Origin of the sequence: Nocardioides currus, assembly GCF_003057875.1 — a bacterium.
Classification (GTDB): Bacteria; Actinomycetota; Actinomycetes; order Propionibacteriales; family Nocardioidaceae; genus Nocardioides; species Nocardioides currus.
In genome coordinates this window covers 89,975-111,579 of the sequence record NZ_PYXZ01000007.1, presented here as the reverse complement: position 1 = coordinate 111,579, position 21,605 = coordinate 89,975, and the positions used below count along the sequence as shown (strand labels likewise).

The following is a 21,605-nucleotide window of genomic DNA, read 5'->3' as shown; positions in this document are numbered from 1 at the left end:
CGGGCTCACACCATGTCGGCGCCACCCTCCGGCGCGCCGTCGGTCCTGCTGTCGGAGGTGAAGAACGAGAACGAGCCGTCGTTCTCCAGCACGCACAGCTCGATGTCCCGGAGTCGCCGGATGCCCTGCTGGCGTGCGGCCTCGTGCACGTCCTGGATGGTCATGCGCTCGCCGGCGAGGGTGTCGAGCATCGGCTCCCCGTCGCGCACCACGATGCGGGCGCGCCCGGCGAGCCATGGCCGGAAGCGCGGGTAGCGGAAGGTGATGGCGTTGAGCACGATCCCGGCCAGGGTGAACGTGGCCACCGCGATGACCGCGGCGGTGATCGAGAAGTCCTCCTGCACGATGCCCTGGCTCACGAGGTCGCCGACCGTGATGAGCAGGATCATGTCGAACGCGGACAGCTGCGCGACCTCGCGCTTGCCACCGACGCGCACCACGAACCACAGGAACGCGAAGATCACCAACGACCTGACCAGGATGTCCATCAGGGGATCCTCCACATCGTGAAGCCGGCCGTCACGGCCGGCTCGTCGTGGTCGAGCACGCTGATCTCGCACCCGTCGCGACCGCCCAGCTGGCCGGGCGCGACGCGGGCGTCGAGGCTGACGTCGAGGGTGTCGCCGTTGGTCGGTGCGTCGAACTCGTAGACGATCCACCCCGGCTGGGCCGTCTCGGCCGAGGGGCTGGGATACCAGGCCTGGAAGTCGAGGTGGTCGAACCACTCGTTGCACAGCCGCAGGGTGACCGTGTCGCCGAACGCGGCGTCCGTCGTCACTCGCAGGTCGAGCGGTGCCGGCTCCCCGTCGCGGGTGATCTGCGGGTACCGGACGTCGAGCGTCCAGCCGCCGCCGTGAGCCGTGGTCGTCCCGGTGCGCGGGCCCAGCAGGTCGAGGCCGGCCGCGCCCACGATGAGGACCAGCAGTCCGACGCCGGCCCGTCGCGTCCAGATGTGGCGAGGCGTGGGCGGGGCGGCGCTGAGGTCCGACGTCGTCTCGTCCGTGCTGCGGTCCGCTTCCTCCGACACGGTCCTCAGCCTAAGTACGATCGGGCCGGATGAGCGCGCGCCGAGTGGGTACGGCGAGGCATGACCAACCACGAGCAGGACCAGTCAGGCGGCCAGTCCGAGGGGCAGGTGTCCGACGCCGAGAGCCTCGACCCGGCCGGGGCGGACACCCCGATCGCCGACGGGGACGCCACCTCGGCCTACCCGGGCGACGAGAGCGGGGAGGCGCAGGAGCCGAACGAGTCGGGGCCCAACGCCAACCCGCACCGCGACCAGGACACGCACTAGTCGTCGAAGCCGCGTGCGGCCAGCGCCTCGCCGATCTCGTCCGAGCGGCGCAGCGCACCGACGATGAGGGGTACGGCGAACGCGCGGGCGCTCGCCGCCTGCCCCCGGGCGTGCTGCGCCTCCCGAACCTCCGTCGCCAGCTCCAGCACGAGGGGCACCCCACGGATGCCGAGGTTGAGCACCAGCCCGACCCGTTCGGGGTCGACGCCCAGGAACCGCAGCGGTGCAGCGAGCCGGACAACCACGTCGACCAGCTCGGTGGTGCGGGTCGTGAGGGTGACGAGGTTGGCGAGCAGCACGAGGGTCACGATCACGCCGACGATGACGCTCGCCCGGGCCCAGCCCGCCGTCAGGACCTGGAACACCATGAGGGGGACGAGCACCCAGCACAGCGGGCGCACCGAGTGCCACAGCAGGCCCGGCGGCGTGCGCGCCACGGTGTAGGCGACGAGCACCACCGCCAGCAGCACGCCCGCCACGGCCGGGGTCCGGACGAAGACCGAACCGATGCCGGCGGCCACCACGACGGCGAGCTTGACCCCGGCCGGCGTCCGGTGGACCGGCGAGGTGCCGGGACGGTAAAGACCGAGCGAGGTGCTCACGCCATGAGCTCGCGGTAGAAGGCGACCGCCTCGTCGGGCGGGCCGTCGTGGACCAGGCGGGCGCGGTCGAAGACCAGCACCCGGTCGAAGCCGGCCACCAGGTCGAGGTCGTGGGTGACGAGCACGACCTGCTGCGGCAGCTCGGTGACGAGGTCGGCGACCCGGCGGGTGTTGCGCAGGTCGAGCAGGGTGGTCGGCTCGTCCATCACCAGCAGCTCGGGCCCGGTGACCAGGATCGACGCCAGCGCCAGCAGCTGCTTCTGGCCGCCCGAGAGCAGGTGCGCGGGATGGTCGGCGAGGCCGCCGAGCCCGTGCCGGGCCAGCGCCTCGTCCACGCGGGCCGCAACCTCCTCCTTCGTCAGCCCGCGTCGTCGCAGGCCGAACGCCACGTCCTCGCGCACGGTCGGCATCACGATCTGGGTGTCGGGGTTGGTGAAGCAGAAGCCCACGCGCTTGCGCACCTCCCGGCCGTGGCCACGCGTGTCGAGGCCATCGACCGTCACGGTGCCGGCCGAGGGGACCACCAGGCCGTTGAGCATCCGCGCGAAGGTCGACTTGCCCGAGCCGTTCGCGCCGACGATGCCGATGCGGTGCTCGTCGAGGCGGACCACCACGTCGCGCACCACCGGCTCGACGCCGCCCGGGTAGACGTGGCTGACGCCGTCGACCTCGATCAGCACGCCTCCACCACCATCGCCACGCCCAGGCCGCCCCCGGCGGCGATCGCGGCCAGTCCGTAGCGTCCCTGGCGGCGTACGGCGAGGCGCGAGAACAGCCGCACCAGCAGCACTGCTCCCGAGGCGCCCCACGGGTGGCCGAGCGCGAGCGCGCCGCCCTCCGGGCACACCCGGTCGGGGTCGAGGCCGAGCTCGTCGCAGCACGCGAGCACCTGGCCGGCGAAGGCCTCGTTGACCTCGACGGCGTCGACGGCGTCGAGCGTGATCCCGGAGCGCTCGAGGACGGTGCGTACGGCGGGGACGAGCCCGCGCCCTGGACGGGCCGGGTCGACGCCGGCGGTGGCCGAGGCGACGATCCGCAGCCCGGGAAGGTCGAGCTGCCGGTGGAGCTCGGCGTCGACGAGGGCCACCGCGGCCGCGCCGTCGCTGATGCCGCACGCGTTGCCGGCCGTGACGGTGCCACCCTCCCGGAAGGCGGGTCGCAGCCGGGCCAGCCGCTCGACGCTCAGGCCCGCGCGCGGGCGGTCGTCGCGCGTGACGCCGGCGACGGGGACGATCTCGGGGTCGAACACCCCGGTCGCCTGCGCCGCGCTGGCGAGGGCGTGCGAGCGGGCGGCGTAGGCGTCCTGCCGTTCGCGGCCGACCCCGGCGTCCGCCGCGAGCAGGTCGTTGGCCAGGCCCATCTCCAGGTCGGAGTCCGGGGGAGCGAAGGGCGCGCGGGTGAAAGGCACCGGCTCGGTGTCGCCGACGGCCGGCCAGGACCGCACCGGCGCCGTGCTCGCCGACTCGACTCCGCCAGCGAGGACGAACCGGGCGCCGCCGCGCACCAGCTGCGAGGCCACGTCGACGGCGGCCAGCCCGCTGGCGCACTGACGGTCGACGGTCAGCCCGGGGATGGTGGTCGGGAGTCCAGCGGTCAGGGCGGTGAGCCGGGCGAGGTTGCCGCCCGGGCCGGTGCAGTTGCCGAGGACGACGTCGTCGGGGTCGAGGTCGGTGGGGAGGCGGTCGAGGAGCGCGCGGAGGACGGGTGCGCCCAGGTGCTCCGCCCGGAGCGCGGCCAGCGAGTGTCCTGCGGTGCCGATCGGCGTACGCAGGGCGGCGACGACGACCGGTGCCTCGGTGGTGCTCATGCCACGCCGTCCGTCGTGAGGGCGGCGAGCAGCGCGTCCCGGTCGACCTTGCCGGCCTCGGTCACCGGCAGGGCGTCGAGGTGGAACCACCGACGGGGCCGCTGCGCCGGCTCGAGGTCGTGGCGGGCGAGGTCGCGCAGCGCAGGCAGGTCCTCGTCGCGGGTGACGACCGCGGCGACCACGGCCCCGAGGTCGGGGTGGGGGAGTCCGACGACCGCCACCTCGCCGGTCGCTCCTCGTCGCAGCAGTGCCTCGATGTCGGCGACCACGACGGTCGCGCCGCCGGTGGTGATGCCGCCGCCGCGGCCGAGCACGACCACGCGCCCGTCGTCGACCACCCCACGGTCGCCGACCGTGGTCCAGCCGTCGTCGTCGCGTCGCAGCGACCGGTCGGGCTCCAGGTAGCCGTCGCACACGTAGGGCGACCGCACCCAGAGCTCACCGTGGCGAGCCTCGACCTCCACGCCGGGGAAGGGCCGCAGTTCGTCCGCGTGGTCGCCCCAGGCGACGAAGGAGAGCTCGGCGGCGCCGTAGTAGTGGCTCACGTCGACGCCGGCGGCCAGCGCAGCGGCGTACGTCGTGGGGTCGAGCCGGTCTCCGGCGACGAGCACGTGGACGCCGGCCAGGTCGGCGGGGTCGGACGCAAGGCGTTGTCGCAGCGCGGACGGCGTCAGGTGCGCGTGGGTCGCCCCCGCCGGTCCGTCGACCCGCGTGGCTCCGGCCCAGTCGGCGTGCACGGCCGCGAACAGGTTCATGGTGGACGCGAGGGGTCCCGGGATCCACACCCGGCTCCTCGCGTCCAGGCCCAGCAGGCGCGCGACGTGCTCGAAGGAGTCGACCCACGAGTCGGTGGTGCGGACGACGGTGCGCGGGCGCTGCGACGTCCCCGACGTGGGGAGCGCGAGCGACCGCTGGTGGCGGTGCGCGTCCACGAAGGCCGCCACCGGGTCGTCGCAGCGTGCGACGTGGAGGGCGTCAGGCTGCGGCATCAGCGCGCTGGGCGAGCGGTCGCGTGCGTCGCTCGGGCAGCAGCCCCGGTGACGCGGCGTGCACGCCACGGGCGACCAGGACACACACCACGGCCTTGACGACGTCGCCCGGCACGAAGACCAGGGCCGCCGAGAAGGCAGCCGGGAGGCTGAGGTCGGCGCGGGCCATCAGCCCGACGATGCCGATCACGTTGAGGAGCGCGACGCCGCCGAGCACGGTGGCCAGCAGTCCCGGCACCAGGCGGTAGGGGGCTCCGAACGCGTGCGTGATCGCACCCACCACGAAGGCCGCGACCGGGAAGCCGATGAGGTAGCCGACCGACGGTCCGGCGAAGACGCCCAGCCCGCCGCGTCCGCCCGCGAGGAGGGGCAGCCCGAGGGCCACCAGCGCGAGGAACAGGACGAGAGCCAGCGCGCCGCGACGCGGGCCGAGGATGGCGCCGGCGAGCATCACCCCCAGCGACTGGGCGGTGATCGGCACCGCTCCGCCGAACGCGGCGACGGCGGGGACCAGGCCGAGGGCGGCGACGATGCCGGCGAACACGGCGATCATGGCCAGGTCGCGGCTGGACGAGTGCGAGGGGGTGCTGGGGGTGGTCATGCGACTTCCTTCTGCAGGGTGCTCGGACCCTATCGGTCGCGGGGCCGGGGCCCGGACGGGCGCCGGGACACGGACCGACGGGGGCTACCAGCCGCGCTCGCGCCACTCCGGGAGGTGCGGCCGCTCGGCGCCGAGCGTCGAGTCGCCGCCGTGGCCGGGGTAGAACCAGACGTCGTCCCCGAGCACGTCGAAGACCTTGGTGGACACCTCGTCGATCAGGGTCGCGAACGCCGACGCGTCGCCGAACGTGTTGCCGACGCCGCCGGGGAAGAGCGAGTCGCCGGTGAACAGGTGGCCGGGCCCGTCGTCGTGGAGGAGCGCGATCGAGCCGGGGGTGTGGCCGGCGAGCGCGATGACGGACAGCTCGCACGTGCCCACGGCGATCCGGTCGCCCTGCCCGACGGTGCGGTCGACCGCCACGCCGGTCTGCTCGGTGACGGCGGCGGCGTCCGGCTCGCCCACGACCACCTCCGCCCCCGTGGCTGCCACGACGTCGGCGAGCGCGCGGTGGTGGTCCCAGTGCTGGTGGGTCGTCACCACGGCGCGCAGCGGCCGGTCGCCGACGAGCGCGAGCAGGGTCGGGGCGTCGTACGCCGCGTCGACCAGCACGACGTCGCCGGTCTCCTCGCAGTGCAGGAGGTAGGCGTTGTTGGACATCTGCGGGTCGACGGCCACCTTGGTGATGGTCAGCCCACCGGCCTGCCTGGTCTGTGCCGGTCCGCCCGGGGTGACGTCGCCGGTGTAGGTCACCATGCCGACACCTCCGGCAGCGTGCCGGTGTCGGACGTCAGGGTCTCGCCGGTGCCACGTCCGGTCAGCCACCACGCCAGGGCGTGGGCGTCGCCGGCGACCGTGGCGGTGGGCTCGCCCTCGCCGTACTCCCACGTCTGCGCGAGGTCACGCGCCAGCACCCGGAACGGGACCGGCGACGAGAACGCGCGCAGCGAGTCGAGGAGCAGCGTGCAGAAGGCGGGCGACCAGTCGGCCGAGGTGTAGCCGACGCCGAGGTCGGCGTGGTGGATCTCGACCTCGCGGATCCGCATCAGGACCGTCGAGCGCGCCTTGAACGCCCGGTTGCCCGGCGTGCGCTCGATGGTGGTCTCCCACTTGTCGTCGGGGAGGTCGGCCACCTCGCGGTCGAACAGCTCGGTCGACGCCATCAATCGCGACCGCAGCTCGCTCGGGGCGGCCACGCCCAGGGTGGCGATGTCGTCGTCGCGGGCCTCCTGGCAGGCGTACATCGGGGTGGGGACCCCGGTCGCCACGCCGTGGAGCGCTCCGGCCAGGCCCTCGCCGTTGAGGGCGAGGTGGGCGATCACGTGGCCCACGGTCCAGTCGGGGAGCAGCGAGGCCTGACGGTAGGTCGCGTCGTCGAGCGCGTCGACGGTGCGCACCAGCCGGTTGTCGGCCTCGGCGAGGAGGCCGAGCTGTGTCACGTGGGCCGTGATGTCGGTCATGGCCCCATCCAACACCCCCGAAAGGCTGTGGTGCGGACCCGTAGGATCGAGAACTGACCGCGTGGCGGGTTGCAACCCAGGCCCGCGTGACGAACACTTGTTCGAATCCACTCGTCTGCACAGACCGCTGAGGACCACTGTGATCGACCAGCTCATCATCCGGGGCGCCCGGGAGCACAACCTCAAGGACGTCTCGCTCGACCTGCCGCGCGACGCCATGATCGTGTTCACCGGCCTCTCGGGCTCCGGCAAGTCGAGCCTCGCGTTCGACACGATCTTCGCCGAGGGCCAGCGCCGCTACGTCGAGTCGCTGTCCGCCTACGCGCGGCAGTTCCTCGGCCAGATGGACAAGCCCGACGTGGACTTCATCGAGGGCCTGTCGCCGGCGGTGAGCATCGACCAGAAGTCGACCAGCAAGAACCCGCGCTCGACCGTCGGCACCATCACCGAGGTCTACGACTACCTCCGCCTGCTCTATGCCCGCGCCGGTCGCGCCCACTGCCCCGTCTGCGGGTCGCCGATCGAGCGGCAGACGCCGCAGCAGATCGTGGACCGCATCCTCTCGCTCGAGGACGGCGCGCGCTTCCAGGTCCTCGCGCCCGTCATCCGCGGCCGCAAGGGCGAGTACGTCGACCTGTTCCGCCAGCTCCAGACGCAGGGGTTCTCCCGGGCGCGCGTCAACGGCGAGACCCACACGCTCGACGAGCCGCCCAAGCTGGACAAGCAGAAGAAGCACACCATCGAGGTGGTGGTCGACCGGCTCGCCGTGAAGGAGAGCTCGAAGCGCCGGCTGACCGACTCGGTCGAGACCGCCCTCAACCTGGCCGGCGGGTTGGTGCTCTTCGACTTCATCGACCTCGACGAGAAGGATCCCGGCCGCGAGCTCCGGTTCTCCGAGCGGATGGCGTGCCCCAACGAGCACCCCATCGACACCGACGAGCTCGAGCCGCGCTCGTTCTCCTTCAACTCACCGTTCGGTGCCTGCCCGCAGTGCAGCGGTCTCGGCACCCGCATGGAGGTCGACCCCGAGCTCGTCGTGCCCGACCCGGGCGCGACGCTGGGGGAGGGAGCCATCCAGCCGTGGAGCCACGCCCACGTCGCCGACTACTTCCTGCGCCTGATGAACGCGCTCGGCGAGGAGCTCGGCTTCGACCTCAACACCCCGTGGGAGCAGCTGTCCTCGCACGCCCGCACCTCGATCCTCGACGGGCACAAGACCAAGGTGCACGTCGTCACGACCAACCGCTACGGCCGCCAGCGCGCCTACTACGCCGCCTTCGAGGGCGTCCGGCCCTACATCGAGCGCCGCCACAAGGAGGCGGAGTCCGACACGAGCCGCGAGCGGTTCGAGGGCTTCATGCGCGAGGTGCCGTGCCCGGCCTGCCACGGCAGCCGGCTCAAGCCCGTCTCGATGGCCGTCACCCTCGGTGACAAGGAGAAGGGCGGCAAGAACATCGCCGAGGTCTGCGCCCTCCCGATCAACGAGACCGCCGACTACCTCCGCAACCTCGACCTGTCCGTGCGCGAGAAGCAGATCGGCGAGCGGGTCCTCAAGGAGATCCAGGAGCGCCTCAACTTCCTGCTCGACGTCGGTCTCGACTACCTCTCGCTCAACCGGCCCTCCGGGTCGCTGTCGGGCGGCGAGGCCCAGCGCATCCGGCTCGCCACCCAGATCGGCGCCGGCCTGGTGGGCGTCCTCTACGTCCTCGACGAGCCGTCCATCGGGCTGCACCAGCGCGACAACCATCGCCTGATCGAGACCCTGGTCCGGCTCAAGGACCTCGGCAACACCCTGATCGTCGTCGAGCACGACGAGGACACCATCCGGGTCGCCGACTGGGTCGTCGACATCGGCCCGGGCGCCGGCGAGCACGGCGGCCAGGTCGTCCACTCGGGCTCGGTGAAGGGCCTGCTGGAGCATCCCGACTCGATGACCGGGCAGTACCTCAGCGGTCGCCGCGAGATCCCGGTCCCCCTCGTGCGCCGCCCGCGCACCATCGGTCGCGAGCTCACCGTCCACGGCGCGAAGGAGCACAACCTGCGCGACGTCGACGTGAGCTTCCCGCTCGGCGTCTTCTGCGCCGTGACCGGCGTGTCCGGCTCGGGCAAGTCGACCCTGGTCAACGACATCCTCTACACCTCGCTGGCCAAGCAGATCTACAACGCCCGCACCGTGCCCGGCCGGCACACCAAGATCACCGGCCTCGAGCACGTCGACAAGGTCATCCACGTCGACCAGTCGCCGATCGGGCGCACCCCGCGCTCCAACCCAGCGACGTACACCGGCGTCTTCGACCACATCCGCAAGCTCTTCGCCTCGACCCCCGAGGCCAAGATGCGCGGCTACCTCCAGGGTCGCTTCTCCTTCAACGTCAAGGGCGGCCGCTGCGAGGCCTGCTCGGGCGACGGCACGATCAAGATCGAGATGAACTTCCTGCCCGACGTCTACGTCCCGTGCGAGGTGTGCCACGGCGCGCGCTACAACCGCGAGACGCTCGAGGTGCACTACAAGGGCAAGACCATCGCCGAGGTCCTCGACATGCCCATCGAGGAGGCGGCCGACTTCTTCGCCGCCGTGCCCGCCATCGCGCGACACATGGTGACGCTGTGCGAGGTCGGTCTGGGCTATGTCCGTCTCGGCCAGCCCGCGACGACCCTCTCCGGCGGCGAGGCGCAGCGCGTCAAGCTCTCCAGCGAGCTGCAGAAGCGGTCCACCGGCCGCACGGTCTACGTCCTCGACGAGCCGACCACCGGCCTGCACTTCGAGGACATCCGCAAGCTGCTGCTCGTTCTGGGACGGCTGGTCGACCAGGGCAACACGGTCCTCGTGATCGAGCACAACCTCGACGTCATCAAGACCGCCGACTGGATCATCGACATGGGTCCGGAGGGTGGCTCGCGCGGCGGCATCGTCGTCGCCGAGGGCACGCCCGAGGACGTCGCGGCCACCCCCGAGAGCCACACCGGCACCTTCCTCGCCCCGCTCCTCGAGGGCCGGGAGGCCAAGCAGCCGAAGGGCAGGGTCAAGCCCACGGAGGCGCCGACGCGTCCGCCCACCAAGGCCGCGCTCAAGCGGGCCGCGACGGCGGCCAGGGCCGAGGCGGCCGCGGCGAAGAAGGCAGCCCCGGCGAAGAAGACGGCCGCGAAGGCGCCGGCGAGGAAGACGACCGCGAAGAAGGCCACAGCGAAGAGGGCGGCGAAGAGGTCCTAGGACCATCGTCCAAGTGGTGGGGTCGGCAGCGGTCGCTAGGCTCGGAAGCGTCCGTTTTCAACCACAGGAGGCGCCCATGTCCGCACACCACCTGAGTCGACGCACCGCGTTCACGGGAGTCGCCGGCCTCGGCGTCGGGGCGGTCGCCCTGAGCGCGTGCGGTGGTGACAGCGACACGGCCTCCGACCCGGCCTCCGAGGGCACGTCCAGCCCCAGCGACACCGAGAGCTCGTCGGGCAGCGAGTCGCCGTCGTCCGGCGGCGGCGAGGCAGTGGCCGCCACCAGCGACATCCCGGTCGGCGGCTGCGCGGTCTTCGCCGACCAGAAGTGCGTCATCACCCAGCCGAGCGAGGGCGACTTCAAGGCCTTCACCTCGGTTTGCACCCATCAGGGCTGCACGGTCAGCGCCGGCACCGACGGCGTCATCCCGTGCGCGTGCCACGGCAGCCAGTTCTCGCTGGAGGACGGCTCGGTCATCCAGGGCCCCGCGACGGCTCCGCTGTCCGAGGTGTCGATCTCGGTCGAGGGCGACTCGATCAGCCTGGCGTAGCTTCCCCCGGGGACCGGGGGTGTCGGCCGGGCGTCGCATGGTGGACGATGACGCCAGTCGGTCCGGCTCGAGCGGACCCGAGCCCGGGGAGCTCCTCATGTCATCGTCCATCGCCCGACGGGTCGCCGTGGGCGTCGCACTCGCCACCGGCGCCGTCACCTTCGTCGCCTGTCCCGCCTCCGCGCAGGACCCGACGCCCGTCGCCCCTGCGGCGCGCGAGGGCAGCGTGGGGCTGACGGGCCGCCTGCTCGTCGTGGCGGGGGAGGCGGGTGAGCCCGACACCTACGCCGTGCGCCGCGGCGACGGCCGGGTCGTGGCGATCGACGCCGGCTCGGTGGGCGCCTTCGACCACGACGTCGCGACGGGTGACCGGTTCACCGGGAGCGTGCGCCTGCCCGTCGTCGACGGTCGCGCCACGACGATGCGCGCGGCAGCGGACGCCCGCACCCCGCTGACCGTCACCTCCGCGACGATCCGTCCGCGGCCCACGTCGTCGGGCCCGGTCAGCCACCGCGTCGCCGTGGCGATCACCACCAACCTCGGCAGCTACGGCCGCAACACGGCGCAGATCATGGCCCAGCTCAAGTCGGCGGGGGACTACTGGGTCGACCAGGCCGACGGGAAGATCACCGGCTTCCAGCTGCCCGCCTCCTTCGTCTCCTACACGACGACGAAGACCACCGTGGCCAACGGCTGCGGCATCGGCGGCACCCAGACCACGGCACCCGACTTCGCGGCCGTCACTGCCGAGGCGGCGACCCTGTTCCCCGGCTACGACTTCGTCACCGGCACCGACCAGCTCGTCGTGCTCATGCCGGACGTCTGCGCCCAGATGTACGACGGCCGCGCCAGCACCGGCGAGTCCTTGGTCAGCGGCGGGGTCAGCATCGTGTCCTCCAGCGCGGGCATGGCCGACACGATGGCCCACGAGTGGGGCCACAACTACGGCCTGGCCCACGCCAACACCGCCACGGAGTACGGCGACATCTACGAGGTGATGGGGTCGGCCCCCAACTCCGTGCCGCCCGAGCTCGGCACCGGCTACCGGCAGGAGCAGGGGCTCATCCAGGCCGGCGAGGTCGCCACCCTCACCGGGGTGAGCGGCTCGGCGTCGATCCGCGACCGGGCCAACGCGCCCGAGACCGGCGTCCGGGGCGTCGAGGTCGTCGATCCCGACAACGGGCTGACGACGTGGTTCGACCTGCGCAACGGCACGGCCGGCGACGCGGGCGCGGGCTACCGCAACGGCATCACCGCCTACGGCCAGGCCTACCGCGCCTCGGGGATCGTGGTCGAGCAGGACGCCGACCGCGGCCTCCGGCTGCTCCTGACGGGCGGCAACACCGCCCTGGTCGCCGGCGAGGCCTGGAGCAACGGCTCGGGCTCGATGAAGGTCACCGTCTCGGCCCTCAACGCCGCGGCCGGCACCGCCACCCTCACCAGCACCTACGCCCCCGGGCCCGCCCTGACGGGCGGCGTGGTCGGCATCAGCGGCACCTACCGGCCGTTCGAGCGGCTCACGGCGACGCCGACGTCGTTCTCGCCCACCCCCGCCGGTCTGCGCTACCAGTGGCTCGCCAACGGGACGCCGATCGCCGGCGCGGAGTCGTCCACCTTCGACGTGCCGTTGTCGCTGGCCGGCGCCGCCCTCGCCGTCCGCGTCACGGCGTACGCCCCCGGGCGAGCGCCCACACCCGTGCAGTCGGCCCCGGTGACGGTCGCGCCCGCGACCTTCTACGTCGCGACCGGGACCGCGACCCGGCCCGTGGTGTCCGGCACCCTCAAGACGGGCAGCACGTTGTCGGCCACGTCGCTGAGCTGGGTCGGCGCCGACGGCCTCGCGCCGGCCGGCCTGACCTCCACCTTCGAGTGGTACCGCGGCACCACGATCATCCCGGGCGCCACCGGATCGACGTACACGCTCAAGGGCGCCGACCTCGACCAGTACATCGGGGTGCGCAACGTCGCGGCGGCCCCCGGCTTCGAGGTCGCCCGGGCGAGCGTGTCCGCCACCAGCCGGGTGACGAAGGGCAAGCTCCCGTCCTCCAAGCCCAAGATCAAGTTCAAGGGCAAGAAGGCCAAGGCCGGCACGAAGCTCAAGGCCAAGCCGGGCGCGTGGGTCAAGGGCGCGAAGTTCCGCTACACCTGGTACGCCGGCAAGCGCGTGATCAAGGGTGCGACGAGGAAGAGCTTCGTCGTGCCGAGGTCGCTGCGGGGCGCGAAGGTGAGCGTCAAGGTCCGCGGCACGGCCAAGGGCTACAAGGCGACCTCGCGCAGGTCCGGCAAGGTCAGGATCCGCTGACCCCGGGTGTCGGCGCGCCCTCGTAGGGTTGGGACGTGCCGTCACCCGCCAGCTTTCGACCCGAACCGGGATCGATCCCCACCCAGCCTGGCGTCTACCGCTTCCGCGACCCCAAGGGCCGCGTGATCTACGTCGGCAAGGCCAAGAGCCTGCGCCCGCGGCTGTCGTCGTACTTCCAGGACATCGGCAACCTGCACCCGCGCACGGCCTCGATGGTCACCAGCGCGGCCAGCGTCGAGTGGACCGTCGTCAAGACCGAGGTCGAGGCGCTCCAGCTGGAGTACAGCTGGATCAAGGAGTTCGACCCGCGCTTCAACGTGAAGTACCGCGACGACAAGTCCTACCCGTGGCTCGCCGTCACCGTCGGCGAGGAGTTCCCGCGGGTGATGGTCGGGCGCGGCGCCAAGCGCAAGGGCACCCGCTACTTCGGTCCCTACGGCCACGCCTGGGCGATCCGCGAGACGGTCGACCTGCTGCTCCGGGTCTTCCCGATGCGCTCGTGCAGCAACGGCGTCTTCAAGCGCTCCAGCCAGATCGGGCGCCCGTGCCTGCTGGGCTACATCGACAAGTGCGCCGCGCCCTGCGTCGGCAACGTCACCGCCGAGGCCCACCGCGAGATCGTCGACGACTTCTGCGACTTCATGGCCGGCAACACCGCCGCCTTCGTCAAGCGCATCGAGAAGCAGATGTACGCCGCGTCGGAGGCGCTCGACTTCGAGAAGGCCGCCCGCCTGCGTGACGACCTCGGCGCGCTCACCAAGGCGCTGGAGAAGCAGGCCGTGGTGCTCGGCGACGGCACCGACGCCGACGTCATCGCGCTGGCCGAGGACCCGCTCGAGGTCGCCGTGCAGATCTTCCACGTCCGCGGCGGGCGCATCCGGGGACAGCGCGGATGGGTCGCCGACCGCACCGACGACGGCGGCACCCCCGAGCTGGTGCAGGACTTCCTCCTCCAGCTCTACTCCGCGGAGTCCGACTCGATCCCGCGGGAGGTCCTCGTGCCGGCGCTGCCGCCCGACCCGGACGTCATGGAGGAGCTGCTCAGCGACCTGCGGGGGAGCCGGGTCGCGATCCGGGTGCCGCAGCGCGGCACCAAGCTCGCCCTGCAGGAGACGGTGGCGAAGAACGCCGGACAGGCGCTGGTGCTCCACAAGACCAAGCGCGCCAGCGACCTGACCACCCGCAACCGCGCCCTCGAGGAGATCCAGCAGGCGCTGGCCCTCGACGAGGTCCCGCTGCGCATCGAGTGCTACGACGTGTCCAACCTCCAGGGCACCGAGGTCGTGGCCTCGATGGTGGTGTTCGAGGACGGCCTCCCGCGCAAGGGGGAATACCGCCGCTTCGTGATCAAGCCCGAGCCGGGCCAGACCGAGGTGACCCAGAACGACGTCGCGCACATGCACCAGGTCATCACCCGACGCTTCAAGCGGCTCCAGGACGAGCAGACCCGCGCCGAGACCGTCAGCACCGACTCCGGACCGATGCTCGTCGACCCCGAGACCGGGCGCCCCCGCAAGTTCGCCTACGCCCCCGGGCTGGTCGTGGTCGACGGCGGTCCGCCGCAGGTCGCCGCGGCGCAGGCCGCGCTCACCGAGCTCGGCATCACCGACATCCCCGTCTGCGGCCTGGCCAAGCGCCTCGAGGAGGTCTGGCTGCCGGCCGAGGAGGACCCGGTCATCCTGCCGCGCACCAGCGAGGGGCTCTACCTGCTCCAGCGGGTGCGCGACGAGGCCCACCGGTTCGCGATCACCCACCACCGCTCCCGGCGCTCCAAGTCGATGGTCGAGAGCCTGCTCGACGACGTCCCGGGCCTGGGCGAGGTGCGTCGCAAGACGCTGCTCAAGCACTTCGGCTCGCTCAAGAAGCTACGCGTCGCCGACGTCGAGGAGCTGGCGCTGGTGCCGGGCATCGGTCCGCGGACGGCCGAGGCGATCAAGGCGGCCGTGGCGAGCACCGACGCGACCCGCAAGAATGCCCCGACACCGGATGCTCCGGCACCGGGCGGCGAGCGGCCCGTCCGGGTCAACACCGCCACCGGCGAGATCATCGAGGAGGACTGAGCCATGGACTCGACCCCCGCCGAGCTCGTCATCGTCACCGGCATGACCGGCGCCGGTCGCAGCACGGCCGCCAAGGAGCTCGAGGACCTCGGCTTCTTCGTCGTCGACAACCTGCCGCCGACCCTGGTGCGCGACGTGGTCCGGCTGGTCGACGACTCCCGCGGGGTCACGCAGCCGATTGCGGTCGTCGTCGACGTACGCTCCGGATCCTTCTTCGACTCCCTCCAGGCCAACCGCCACCAGGGCGTGACGGGTCGCCCGACGACGCTGCTGTTCCTCGAGGCCAACGACGACGTCCTCGTACGCCGCCAGGAGGCCGCCCGCCGGCCCCACCCGCTCCAGGGGAGCGGCCGGCTGCTGCACGGCCTCCACCGCGAGCGCGAGGTGCTGGCCGAGGTGCGCGGCGATGCCGACCTCGTCATCGACACCACCAACTTCAACGTGCACCAGCTCACCGACCGCATAGCCGAGCAGTTCGGCACCCCGGCCACGACGGCCCTCAAGGTCACGGTGGTCTCGTTCGGCTTCAAGTACGGCATCCCGGTCGACGCCGATTTCGTCGCCGACATGCGGTTCCTGCCCAACCCCTACTGGGTGCCCGAGCTGCGTCCGCGGTCGGGTCGCGACGAGGACGTCGCCGACTACGTCAAGGGCCGGCCCAGCGCCCAGACGTTCCTCGACCAGTACGTCCCGATGCTCGAGAACGTCGTCGGGGGCTACCTCACCGAGGGCAAGCGGTTCATGACGGTGGCCATCGGCTGCACCGGCGGCAAGCACCGCAGCGTGGCGATGACCGAGGAGATCGTCACCCGCCTCCGCTCCCACGGCATCGACAGCCGCGCCAGCCACCGCGACCTCGGGCGGGAGTGAGGCACCGATGGCCCGCGCCACCGCCCAGTCCGCCGTCGCCCTCGGTGGCGGGCACGGACTCTTCGCCACGCTCAGCGCGCTGCGCCACCTCGTCGCCGAGCTGACCCTCGACGAGCTCACCGCCGTCGTCACCGTCGCCGACAACGGTGGCTCGTCGGGCCGGCTGCGGGGCGAGTTCGGGGTGCTGCCGCCCGGCGACCTGCGGATGGCGCTGGCGGCACTGTGTGGTGACGACGAGTGGGGACGCACCTGGTCCGAGGTCGTGCAGCACCGCTTCGAGGGTGACGGCGAGATGCGCGGCCACGTCATCGGCAACCTGCTGATCGTCGGGCTCTGGGAGCTGATGGGCGACCCCGTGCGGGCGCTCGACTGGGTCGGCCGGCTGCTCGGCGCCCGGGGCCGCGTGCTCCCGATGGCCGTGACCTCCATCGACATGACCGCCCGTGTGCGTGGGCTCGACCCGTCCGACCCGGCCCGGACCTCCGAGGTGCGCGGCCAGGTCGAGGTCGCGACCACCCCCGGCGAGATCGTCTCCGTCGCCCTCGACCCGCCCGACCCGGAGGCCTGCGCCGAGGCGATCGAGGCCGTGATGGCCGCCGACTGGGTCGTGCTCGGGCCCGGGTCGTGGTTCACCTCGGTGATCCCGCACCTGATGGTGCCCGCGCTGCGCCAGGCGCTGATCGACACGTCCGGTCGGCTCGTCGTGGTGCTCAACCTCGAGCCGCAGGAGGGGGAGACACCCGGCTACGGCCCGGAGGACCACCTCGATGCCCTGTTCGAGCACGCGCCCGACCTCAAGATCCACACCGTGCTCGCCGACGTGAGGTGCGTCTCGCACCCCGAAGAGCTCGACCGCGCCGTGTCGGCCTGCGGGGCCGACCTGGTGCTCGCCGACATCGCCGCGGACGGGGCCACCGACCGCCACGACGACGACAAGCTGGCGGCCGCGTTCGAGGCCATCATGGCCGGTGGTCCGCTCCGAGGGTGATTGACGCTCGTGGCAGGATTCGTCCCATGGCGATGACGGCACAGGTGAAGGCAGAGCTGGCCAACACCCAGATCACGAAGACCTGCTGTCGGAAGGCCGAAGTGGCCTCCATGCTGCGGTTCGCGGGCGGCCTCCACATCGTCAGCGGCCGCATCGTCGTCGAGGCCGAGCTCGACACCGGCGCCGGCGCGCGCCGGCTGCGCAAGGACATCGCGGAGGTCTACGGCCACCAGTCCGACGTCGTGGTCGTGCAGGGCAACGGACTGCGCAAGGGTAGCCGCTACATCGTGCGCGTGATCAAGGACGGCGAGGCCCTCGCCCGCCAGACCGGGCTGCTCGACGGCCGCGGCCGGCCCGTGCGGGGCCTGCCGCCGGCGGTCGTCTCCGGTGGCGGCTGCGACGCTGTCGCCGCTTGGCGGGGCGCGTTCCTCGCCCACGGCTCCCTCACCGAGCCCGGTCGGTCGTCGTCGCTGGAGATCACGTGTCCCGGTCCCGAGGCAGCGCTCGCGATCGTGGGTGTCGCGCGCCGGCTCGGCATCTCCGCCAAGGCCCGCGAGGTCCGCGGCGTCGACCGCGTCGTGATCCGCGACGGCGACGCCATCGGCGCCCTGCTCACCCGCCTCGGGGCACACGAGTCCCTGATGGCCTGGGAGGAGCGGCGGATGCGCCGCGAGGTGCGCGCGACCGCCAACCGGCTCGCCAACTTCGACGACGCCAACCTGCGGCGCTCGGCCCGCGCGGCCGTCGCTGCGGGCGCCCGCGTGGAGCGCGCCCTGGAGATCCTCGCCGACGAGGTCCCCGACCACCTCAAGCTCGCCGGCGACCTCCGGCTGGAGCACAAGAACGCCTCGCTCGAGGAGCTCGGCCAGCTGCACGACCCGGTGCTGACCAAGGACGCGATCGCCGGCCGGATCCGGCGCCTGCTCGCCATGGCCGACAAGCGGGCCGAGGAGCTCGGGATCCCCGACACCGAGTCGTCGCTGACCCCCGAGATGCTGGCCGAAGAAGCCTGAGGGACCCCGCTTGGATCGTTCCACGGTTACCGGTCCGTACCGCGAACGACCACGCGCCGAGGCGCGCCCCGGACCCGATAGGGTCGGGTCCGGTCACTGAAGGCCACCGTTGTCGACGGGGTCACCGAAGGCCCCACCCAAGGAGACATGCACATGACCGTCCGCGTAGGCATCAATGGATTCGGCCGCATCGGCCGCAACTTCTTCCGGGCGGTCCGCGCCTCGGGGGCCGACATCGAGATCGTCGGCGTCAACGACCTGACCGACAACGCGGTCCTCGCCCACCTCCTGAAGTACGACTCGATCCTCGGCCGCCTCGACGCCGACGTGTCCTCCGACGACACCTCGATCAAGGTCGGCGACCAGACCATCCGCGCCTTCGCCGAGCGCGACCCGGCCAACCTCGGATGGGGCGACCTCGACGTCGACATCGTGGTCGAGTCCACCGGCTTCTTCACCGACGCCACCAAGGCCAAGGCCCACATCGACGCCGGCGCCAAGAAGGTCATCATCTCCGCGCCCGCCTCCAACGAGGACATCACCATCGTGATGGGCGTCAACCACACCGACTACGACGCGGCCGCCCACCACGTCATCTCCAACGCGTCGTGCACCACCAACTGCCTGGGCCCGATGGCCAAGGCGCTCAACGACGACCTCGGCATCGTCAAGGGCCTGATGACCACCATCCACGCCTACACCGCCGACCAGAACCTGCAGGACAACATCCACAAGGACCTGCGCCGCGCCCGTGCCGCCGCGATCAACCTGGTCCCGACCTCGACCGGTGCCGCCAAGGCCATCGGCCTGGTCCTGCCCGAGCTCAAGGGCAAGCTCGACGGCTACGCGATCCGCGTCCCCGTCCCCACCGGCTCCGCCACCGACCTGACGTTCGAGGCCAGCCGCGAGACCACCGTCGAGGAGGTCAACGCGATCATCGAGAAGGCCGCCGACGGCCGCTTCCTCAAGTACTCCACCGACCCGATCGTGTCCTCCGACATCGTCACCGACCCGGCGTCCTGCATCTTCGACGCCCCGCTGACCAAGGTCATCGGAAACCAGGTCAAGGTCGTCGGCTGGTACGACAACGAGTGGGGCTACTCCAACCGCCTCGTCGACCTGATCGGCTTCATCGGCGAGACCCTCTGACCTCGATGGCCGACGACACCGCCGACATCGCGTCCCTCGGTGACCTGACGGGCAAGCGCGTGCTGGTCCGTTCGGACCTGAACGTGCCCCTCGACGGCACGACCATCACCGACGACGGCCGGATCCGCGCCAGCGTCCCGACCATCGAGCAGCTCTCCGACGCGGGTGCCCGCGTCGTCGTGGTCGCCCACCTCGGGCGTCCCGACGGCGCACCCGACCCGGCCTACTCGCTGGCCCCCGTGGCCGCACGCCTGGGCGAGCTGCTGGGTCGCGAGGTCGCCTTCGCCACCGACACGGTGGGGGAGAGCGCCACGGAGACCGTCGCTGCTCTCGGTGACGGCGACGTCGCCGTGCTCGAGAACGTCCGGTTCAACGAGGGCGAGACCAGCAAGGACGACGACGTGCGCGGCTCGTTCGCCGGTCAGCTGTCCCAGCTGGCCGACGCGTTCGTCTCCGACGGGTTCGGAGTCGTGCACCGCAAGCAGGCCAGCGTGTACGACGTCGCGCTGCGGCTGCCGTCCGCCATGGGCGGCCTCGTGGCGACCGAGATCGACGTGCTGCGTCGCCTCACGGTCGACCCCGAGCGGCCCTACGTCGTCGTCCTCGGCGGGTCGAAGGTCTCCGACAAGCTCGGGGTGATCGACAACCTGCTCGAGAAGGCCGACAAGCTGCTCATCGGCGGCGGGATGGTCTTCACCTTCCTCAAGGCGCAGGGCCACGAGGTCGGTCAGAGCCTCCTCGAGGAGGACCAGCTCGAGACCTGCCAGCGCTACCTCACCGAGGCGGCCGAGCGCGGCGTCGAGATCCTGCTGCCGACCGACGTCGTGGTCGCCGACAGCTTCGGCGACGAGGGCTCCGCCCGCGTCGTCGCGGCCGACGCGATCCCGTCCTCGACGCTCGGCCTCGACATCGGTCCCGAGTCCGCCGCGGCGTTCGCGGCCGCCCTCGCCGACGCCAGGACCGTCTTCTGGAACGGCCCGATGGGCGTCTTCGAGGTCGCAGCGTTCGCCGAGGGCACCCGGGCCGTCGCCGACGCCCTGACGAAGATCGACGGCCTCTCGGTGGTCGGTGGTGGCGACTCCGCGGCCGCCGTACGCCAGCTCGGCTTCGACGAGGCCGCCTTCGGCCACATCTCCACCGGTGGTGGCGCCTCGCTGGAATACCTCGAGGGCAAGGAACTGCCCGGCATCGCCGTCCTGGAAAGGCACTGACCATGACCCGCACCCCCTTGATGGCCGGCAACTGGAAGATGAACCTCAACCACCAGGAAGCGGTGGTGCTGGTCCAGAAGCTGGCGTGGACGCTGTCCGACAAGCGGCACGACTACGGCAAGGTCGAGGTGGTCGTCGTACCCCCCTTCACCGACCTGCGCTCCGTGCAGACGCTCGTCGACGGCGACCGGCTCTCCATCAAGTACGCCGCCCAGGACGTCTCGACGCACGACAGCGGCGCCTACACCGGCGAGGTGTCGGCGGCGATGCTCGCCAAGCTGGGCTGCTCCTACGTCGTGGTCGGGCACTCGGAGCGGCGCGAGTACCACGCCGAGACCGACGAGGTCGTCAACGCCAAGGCCCACAAGGCGCTCGCCGCGGGCATGACCCCGATCGTCTGCGTCGGCGAGGGACTCGACATCCGTCAGGCGGGCGACCAGGTCGCCTACACCCTCGCCCAGGTCGACGGCTCGCTCGCCGGCTTCACCGCCGAGCAGGTCGCCGGCCTCGTGGTCGCCTACGAGCCCGTCTGGGCCATCGGCACCGGCGAGGTGGCCACGCCCGACGACGCCCAAGAGGTCTGCGAGGCGATCCGCGACCGCGTCCGCGAGGTCCACGGCGACGCCGCGGCCGACGGGGTTCGGGTCCTGTACGGCGGCTCGGTGAAGGCCGCCAACGTGGCCGGCATCATGGAGAAGGCCGACGTGGACGGCGCGCTCGTGGGTGGGGCGAGCCTGCAGGTCGACGAGTTCGGCGGGATCTGCCGGTTCTACTCGATGCCGGTTCTGTGACGGGCCTGTCGGGCGACCGGCCGGTCGTGACGTAGGCTTTCGCCCGTGGAACTGCTCTTCACCATTCTTCTCGTCGCGACGAGTGCCGTCATGATCCTCCTCGTCCTCCTGCACAAGGGGCGCGGAGGTGGCCTCTCCGACATGTTCGGCGGCGGCGTGTCCAGCTCGCTGGGAGGGTCGTCGGTCGCCGAGCGCAACCTCGACCGCTTCACCATCGGCATGGGCGTCATCTGGTTCGCGTGCGTGATCGCCCTCGGACTGCTGAAGGCCTACGCCGGCTCCTGACTCGTCCGAGTCGCTCGCTCGTCTGTCGCACGGTTCACTACGGGGCTTGAGAGAAAGAGACGCACGTGGCTGGTGGAGGTAACGCGATCCGGGGAAGCCGGGTCGGCGCTGGTCCGATGGGCGAGGCCGAACGAGGTGAGGCCGCGCCGCGCCAGGCCGTCACCTACTTCTGCTCCCACGACCACCGGTCGGTGGTGACGTTCGCCGTCGAGGCGACCGCCCCCGAGTCGTGGGACTGCCCCAAGTGCGGGCTGCCCGCCAGCCTGGACTCCGACAACCCGCCTCCCGCGCCGAAGATCGAGCCCTACAAGACGCACCTCGCCTACGTGAAGGAGCGTCGCTCCGAGACCGAGGCGGCCAGCATCCTCGACGAGGCGATCCAGCTGCTCCGCTCGCGGCGCAAGTCCGGCGACATCATCTTCTGA

22 protein-coding genes are annotated in these 21,605 nt (G+C 71.8%); 13 read left to right on the top strand and 9 right to left on the bottom strand.

Annotated features, from left to right (window positions below):
• Positions 1–5 precede the first annotated feature (5 nt).
• On the bottom strand, positions 6–488 hold the full coding sequence (locus tag C7S10_RS15795) for a DUF421 domain-containing protein (RefSeq protein WP_108345408.1): 483 nt from the start codon (positions 486–488) through the stop codon (positions 6–8).
• Positions 488–1,027: a hypothetical protein gene (locus C7S10_RS15790; RefSeq protein ID WP_108345407.1), complete on the bottom strand. Its 540-nt coding sequence runs from the start codon at positions 1,025–1,027 to the stop codon at positions 488–490. The genes C7S10_RS15795 and C7S10_RS15790 overlap by 1 nt, the downstream gene beginning before the upstream one ends.
• 60 nt (positions 1,028–1,087) lie before the next feature.
• Here C7S10_RS15790 and C7S10_RS15785 point away from each other — a divergent pair, with 60 nt between their 5' ends.
• Positions 1,088–1,294 (top strand): hypothetical protein, encoded by a 207-nt coding sequence (locus C7S10_RS15785; RefSeq protein ID WP_108345406.1) that lies wholly within the window; start codon positions 1,088–1,090, stop codon positions 1,292–1,294.
• On the opposite strand, the gene C7S10_RS15780 is transcribed toward C7S10_RS15785, so the two are convergent.
• The 7 genes from C7S10_RS15780 to C7S10_RS15750 all read right to left on the bottom strand — a co-directional run bounded on the left by C7S10_RS15780 (position 1,291) and on the right by C7S10_RS15750 (position 6,750).
• Complete coding sequence (locus C7S10_RS15780) at positions 1,291–1,896, bottom strand: energy-coupling factor transporter transmembrane component T family protein (protein WP_108345405.1); 606 nt, start codon at positions 1,894–1,896, stop codon at positions 1,291–1,293. The genes C7S10_RS15785 and C7S10_RS15780 overlap by 4 nt on opposite strands.
• Entirely contained in the window at positions 1,893–2,576 is a 684-nt protein-coding gene (locus C7S10_RS15775) for an energy-coupling factor ABC transporter ATP-binding protein (RefSeq protein WP_108345404.1), read from the bottom strand. Before C7S10_RS15775 ends, C7S10_RS15780 begins: the two co-directional genes overlap by 4 nt.
• Entirely contained in the window at positions 2,570–3,703 is a 1,134-nt protein-coding gene (locus C7S10_RS15770; RefSeq protein ID WP_108345403.1) for a thiolase family protein, read from the bottom strand. Before C7S10_RS15770 ends, C7S10_RS15775 begins: the two co-directional genes overlap by 7 nt.
• Positions 3,700–4,692 (bottom strand): AMP-binding enzyme, encoded by a 993-nt coding sequence (locus C7S10_RS15765; protein ID WP_108345402.1) that lies wholly within the window; start codon positions 4,690–4,692, stop codon positions 3,700–3,702. Before C7S10_RS15765 ends, C7S10_RS15770 begins: the two co-directional genes overlap by 4 nt.
• Entirely contained in the window at positions 4,679–5,293 is a 615-nt protein-coding gene (locus tag C7S10_RS15760; RefSeq protein ID WP_108345401.1) for a biotin transporter BioY, read from the bottom strand. Before C7S10_RS15760 ends, C7S10_RS15765 begins: the two co-directional genes overlap by 14 nt.
• 84 nt (positions 5,294–5,377) lie before the next feature.
• Positions 5,378–6,046, bottom strand: a complete 669-nt coding sequence (locus C7S10_RS15755) for an MBL fold metallo-hydrolase (RefSeq protein ID WP_108345400.1) — start codon at positions 6,044–6,046, stop codon at positions 5,378–5,380.
• Positions 6,040–6,750 (bottom strand): maleylpyruvate isomerase family mycothiol-dependent enzyme, encoded by a 711-nt coding sequence (locus C7S10_RS15750; RefSeq protein WP_165807174.1) that lies wholly within the window; start codon positions 6,748–6,750, stop codon positions 6,040–6,042. The genes C7S10_RS15755 and C7S10_RS15750 overlap by 7 nt, the downstream gene beginning before the upstream one ends.
• A gap of 139 nt (positions 6,751–6,889) precedes the next feature.
• Between C7S10_RS15750 and uvrA the strand changes: the two genes are divergently transcribed.
• The 12 genes from uvrA (at position 6,890) to C7S10_RS15690 (ending at position 21,605) form a co-directional block, all read left to right on the top strand.
• Complete coding sequence (gene uvrA / locus C7S10_RS15745; protein ID WP_108345398.1) at positions 6,890–9,961, top strand: excinuclease ABC subunit UvrA; 3,072 nt, start codon at positions 6,890–6,892, stop codon at positions 9,959–9,961.
• A 76-nt stretch (positions 9,962–10,037) separates the two neighbouring features.
• Positions 10,038–10,511, top strand: coding sequence for a Rieske (2Fe-2S) protein (locus C7S10_RS15740; RefSeq protein ID WP_108345397.1), 474 nt, complete (start codon positions 10,038–10,040; stop codon positions 10,509–10,511).
• Positions 10,512–10,608: 97 nt separating this feature from the next.
• Positions 10,609–12,813, top strand: coding sequence for a hypothetical protein (locus C7S10_RS15735; RefSeq protein ID WP_165807173.1), 2,205 nt, complete (start codon positions 10,609–10,611; stop codon positions 12,811–12,813).
• 35 nt (positions 12,814–12,848) lie between these two features.
• Positions 12,849–14,873, top strand: coding sequence for an excinuclease ABC subunit UvrC (gene uvrC, locus C7S10_RS15730; RefSeq protein WP_108345395.1), 2,025 nt, complete (start codon positions 12,849–12,851; stop codon positions 14,871–14,873).
• Positions 14,874–14,876: 3 nt separating this feature from the next.
• Positions 14,877–15,743 (top strand): RNase adapter RapZ, encoded by an 867-nt coding sequence (rapZ, locus tag C7S10_RS15725; protein WP_108345394.1) that lies wholly within the window; start codon positions 14,877–14,879, stop codon positions 15,741–15,743.
• A 7-nt stretch (positions 15,744–15,750) separates the two neighbouring features.
• Positions 15,751–16,731 carry a gluconeogenesis factor YvcK family protein gene (locus C7S10_RS15720; protein WP_108345393.1) on the top strand — a complete coding sequence of 327 codons (981 nt, stop codon included), beginning with the start codon at positions 15,751–15,753 and terminating at the stop codon, positions 16,729–16,731.
• A 26-nt stretch (positions 16,732–16,757) separates the two neighbouring features.
• Positions 16,758–17,744 (top strand): DNA-binding protein WhiA, encoded by a 987-nt coding sequence (gene whiA, locus C7S10_RS15715; RefSeq protein ID WP_108345392.1) that lies wholly within the window; start codon positions 16,758–16,760, stop codon positions 17,742–17,744.
• A gap of 153 nt (positions 17,745–17,897) precedes the next feature.
• Positions 17,898–18,893, top strand: a complete 996-nt coding sequence (gene gap / locus C7S10_RS15710; protein WP_108345574.1) for a type I glyceraldehyde-3-phosphate dehydrogenase — start codon at positions 17,898–17,900, stop codon at positions 18,891–18,893.
• A 5-nt stretch (positions 18,894–18,898) separates the two neighbouring features.
• Positions 18,899–20,104: a phosphoglycerate kinase gene (locus tag C7S10_RS15705; RefSeq protein WP_108345391.1), complete on the top strand. Its 1,206-nt coding sequence runs from the start codon at positions 18,899–18,901 to the stop codon at positions 20,102–20,104.
• A 2-nt stretch (positions 20,105–20,106) separates the two neighbouring features.
• The gene (gene tpiA, locus C7S10_RS15700) at positions 20,107–20,895 is read left to right on the top strand and encodes a triose-phosphate isomerase (RefSeq protein WP_108345390.1); all 789 of its coding nucleotides are present in this window, start codon (positions 20,107–20,109) and stop codon (positions 20,893–20,895) included.
• Between the two features lie 45 nt (positions 20,896–20,940).
• Positions 20,941–21,180 (top strand): preprotein translocase subunit SecG, encoded by a 240-nt coding sequence (gene secG, locus C7S10_RS15695; protein ID WP_108345389.1) that lies wholly within the window; start codon positions 20,941–20,943, stop codon positions 21,178–21,180.
• 65 nt (positions 21,181–21,245) lie between these two features.
• On the top strand, positions 21,246–21,605 hold the full coding sequence (locus C7S10_RS15690; RefSeq protein WP_108345388.1) for an RNA polymerase-binding protein RbpA: 360 nt from the start codon (positions 21,246–21,248) through the stop codon (positions 21,603–21,605).

What these genes read in the sequence shown, in the direction of transcription:
- C7S10_RS15795 (WP_108345408.1), bottom strand. Translation starts at nt 488, where the DNA reads ATGGACATCCTGGTCAGGTCGTTGGTGATCTTCGCGTTCCTGTGGTTC.
- C7S10_RS15785 (WP_108345406.1), top strand. Translation starts at nt 1,088, where the DNA reads ATGACCAACCACGAGCAGGACCAGTCAGGCGGCCAGTCCGAGGGGCAG.
- C7S10_RS15770 (WP_108345403.1), bottom strand. Translation starts at nt 3,703, where the DNA reads ATGAGCACCACCGAGGCACCGGTCGTCGTCGCCGCCCTGCGTACGCCG.
- C7S10_RS15765 (WP_108345402.1), bottom strand. Translation starts at nt 4,692, where the DNA reads ATGCCGCAGCCTGACGCCCTCCACGTCGCACGCTGCGACGACCCGGTG.
- C7S10_RS15760 (WP_108345401.1), bottom strand. Translation starts at nt 5,293, where the DNA reads ATGACCACCCCCAGCACCCCCTCGCACTCGTCCAGCCGCGACCTGGCC.
- C7S10_RS15755 (WP_108345400.1), bottom strand. Translation starts at nt 6,046, where the DNA reads ATGGTGACCTACACCGGCGACGTCACCCCGGGCGGACCGGCACAGACC.
- C7S10_RS15750 (WP_165807174.1), bottom strand. Translation starts at nt 6,750, where the DNA reads ATGACCGACATCACGGCCCACGTGACACAGCTCGGCCTCCTCGCCGAG.
- C7S10_RS15740 (WP_108345397.1), top strand. Translation starts at nt 10,038, where the DNA reads ATGTCCGCACACCACCTGAGTCGACGCACCGCGTTCACGGGAGTCGCC.
- C7S10_RS15735 (WP_165807173.1), top strand. Translation starts at nt 10,609, where the DNA reads ATGTCATCGTCCATCGCCCGACGGGTCGCCGTGGGCGTCGCACTCGCC.
- rapZ (WP_108345394.1), top strand. Translation starts at nt 14,877, where the DNA reads ATGGACTCGACCCCCGCCGAGCTCGTCATCGTCACCGGCATGACCGGC.
- C7S10_RS15720 (WP_108345393.1), top strand. Translation starts at nt 15,751, where the DNA reads ATGGCCCGCGCCACCGCCCAGTCCGCCGTCGCCCTCGGTGGCGGGCAC.
- whiA (WP_108345392.1), top strand. Translation starts at nt 16,758, where the DNA reads ATGGCGATGACGGCACAGGTGAAGGCAGAGCTGGCCAACACCCAGATC.
- gap (WP_108345574.1), top strand. Translation starts at nt 17,898, where the DNA reads ATGACCGTCCGCGTAGGCATCAATGGATTCGGCCGCATCGGCCGCAAC.
- C7S10_RS15705 (WP_108345391.1), top strand. Translation starts at nt 18,899, where the DNA reads ATGGCCGACGACACCGCCGACATCGCGTCCCTCGGTGACCTGACGGGC.
- tpiA (WP_108345390.1), top strand. Translation starts at nt 20,107, where the DNA reads ATGACCCGCACCCCCTTGATGGCCGGCAACTGGAAGATGAACCTCAAC.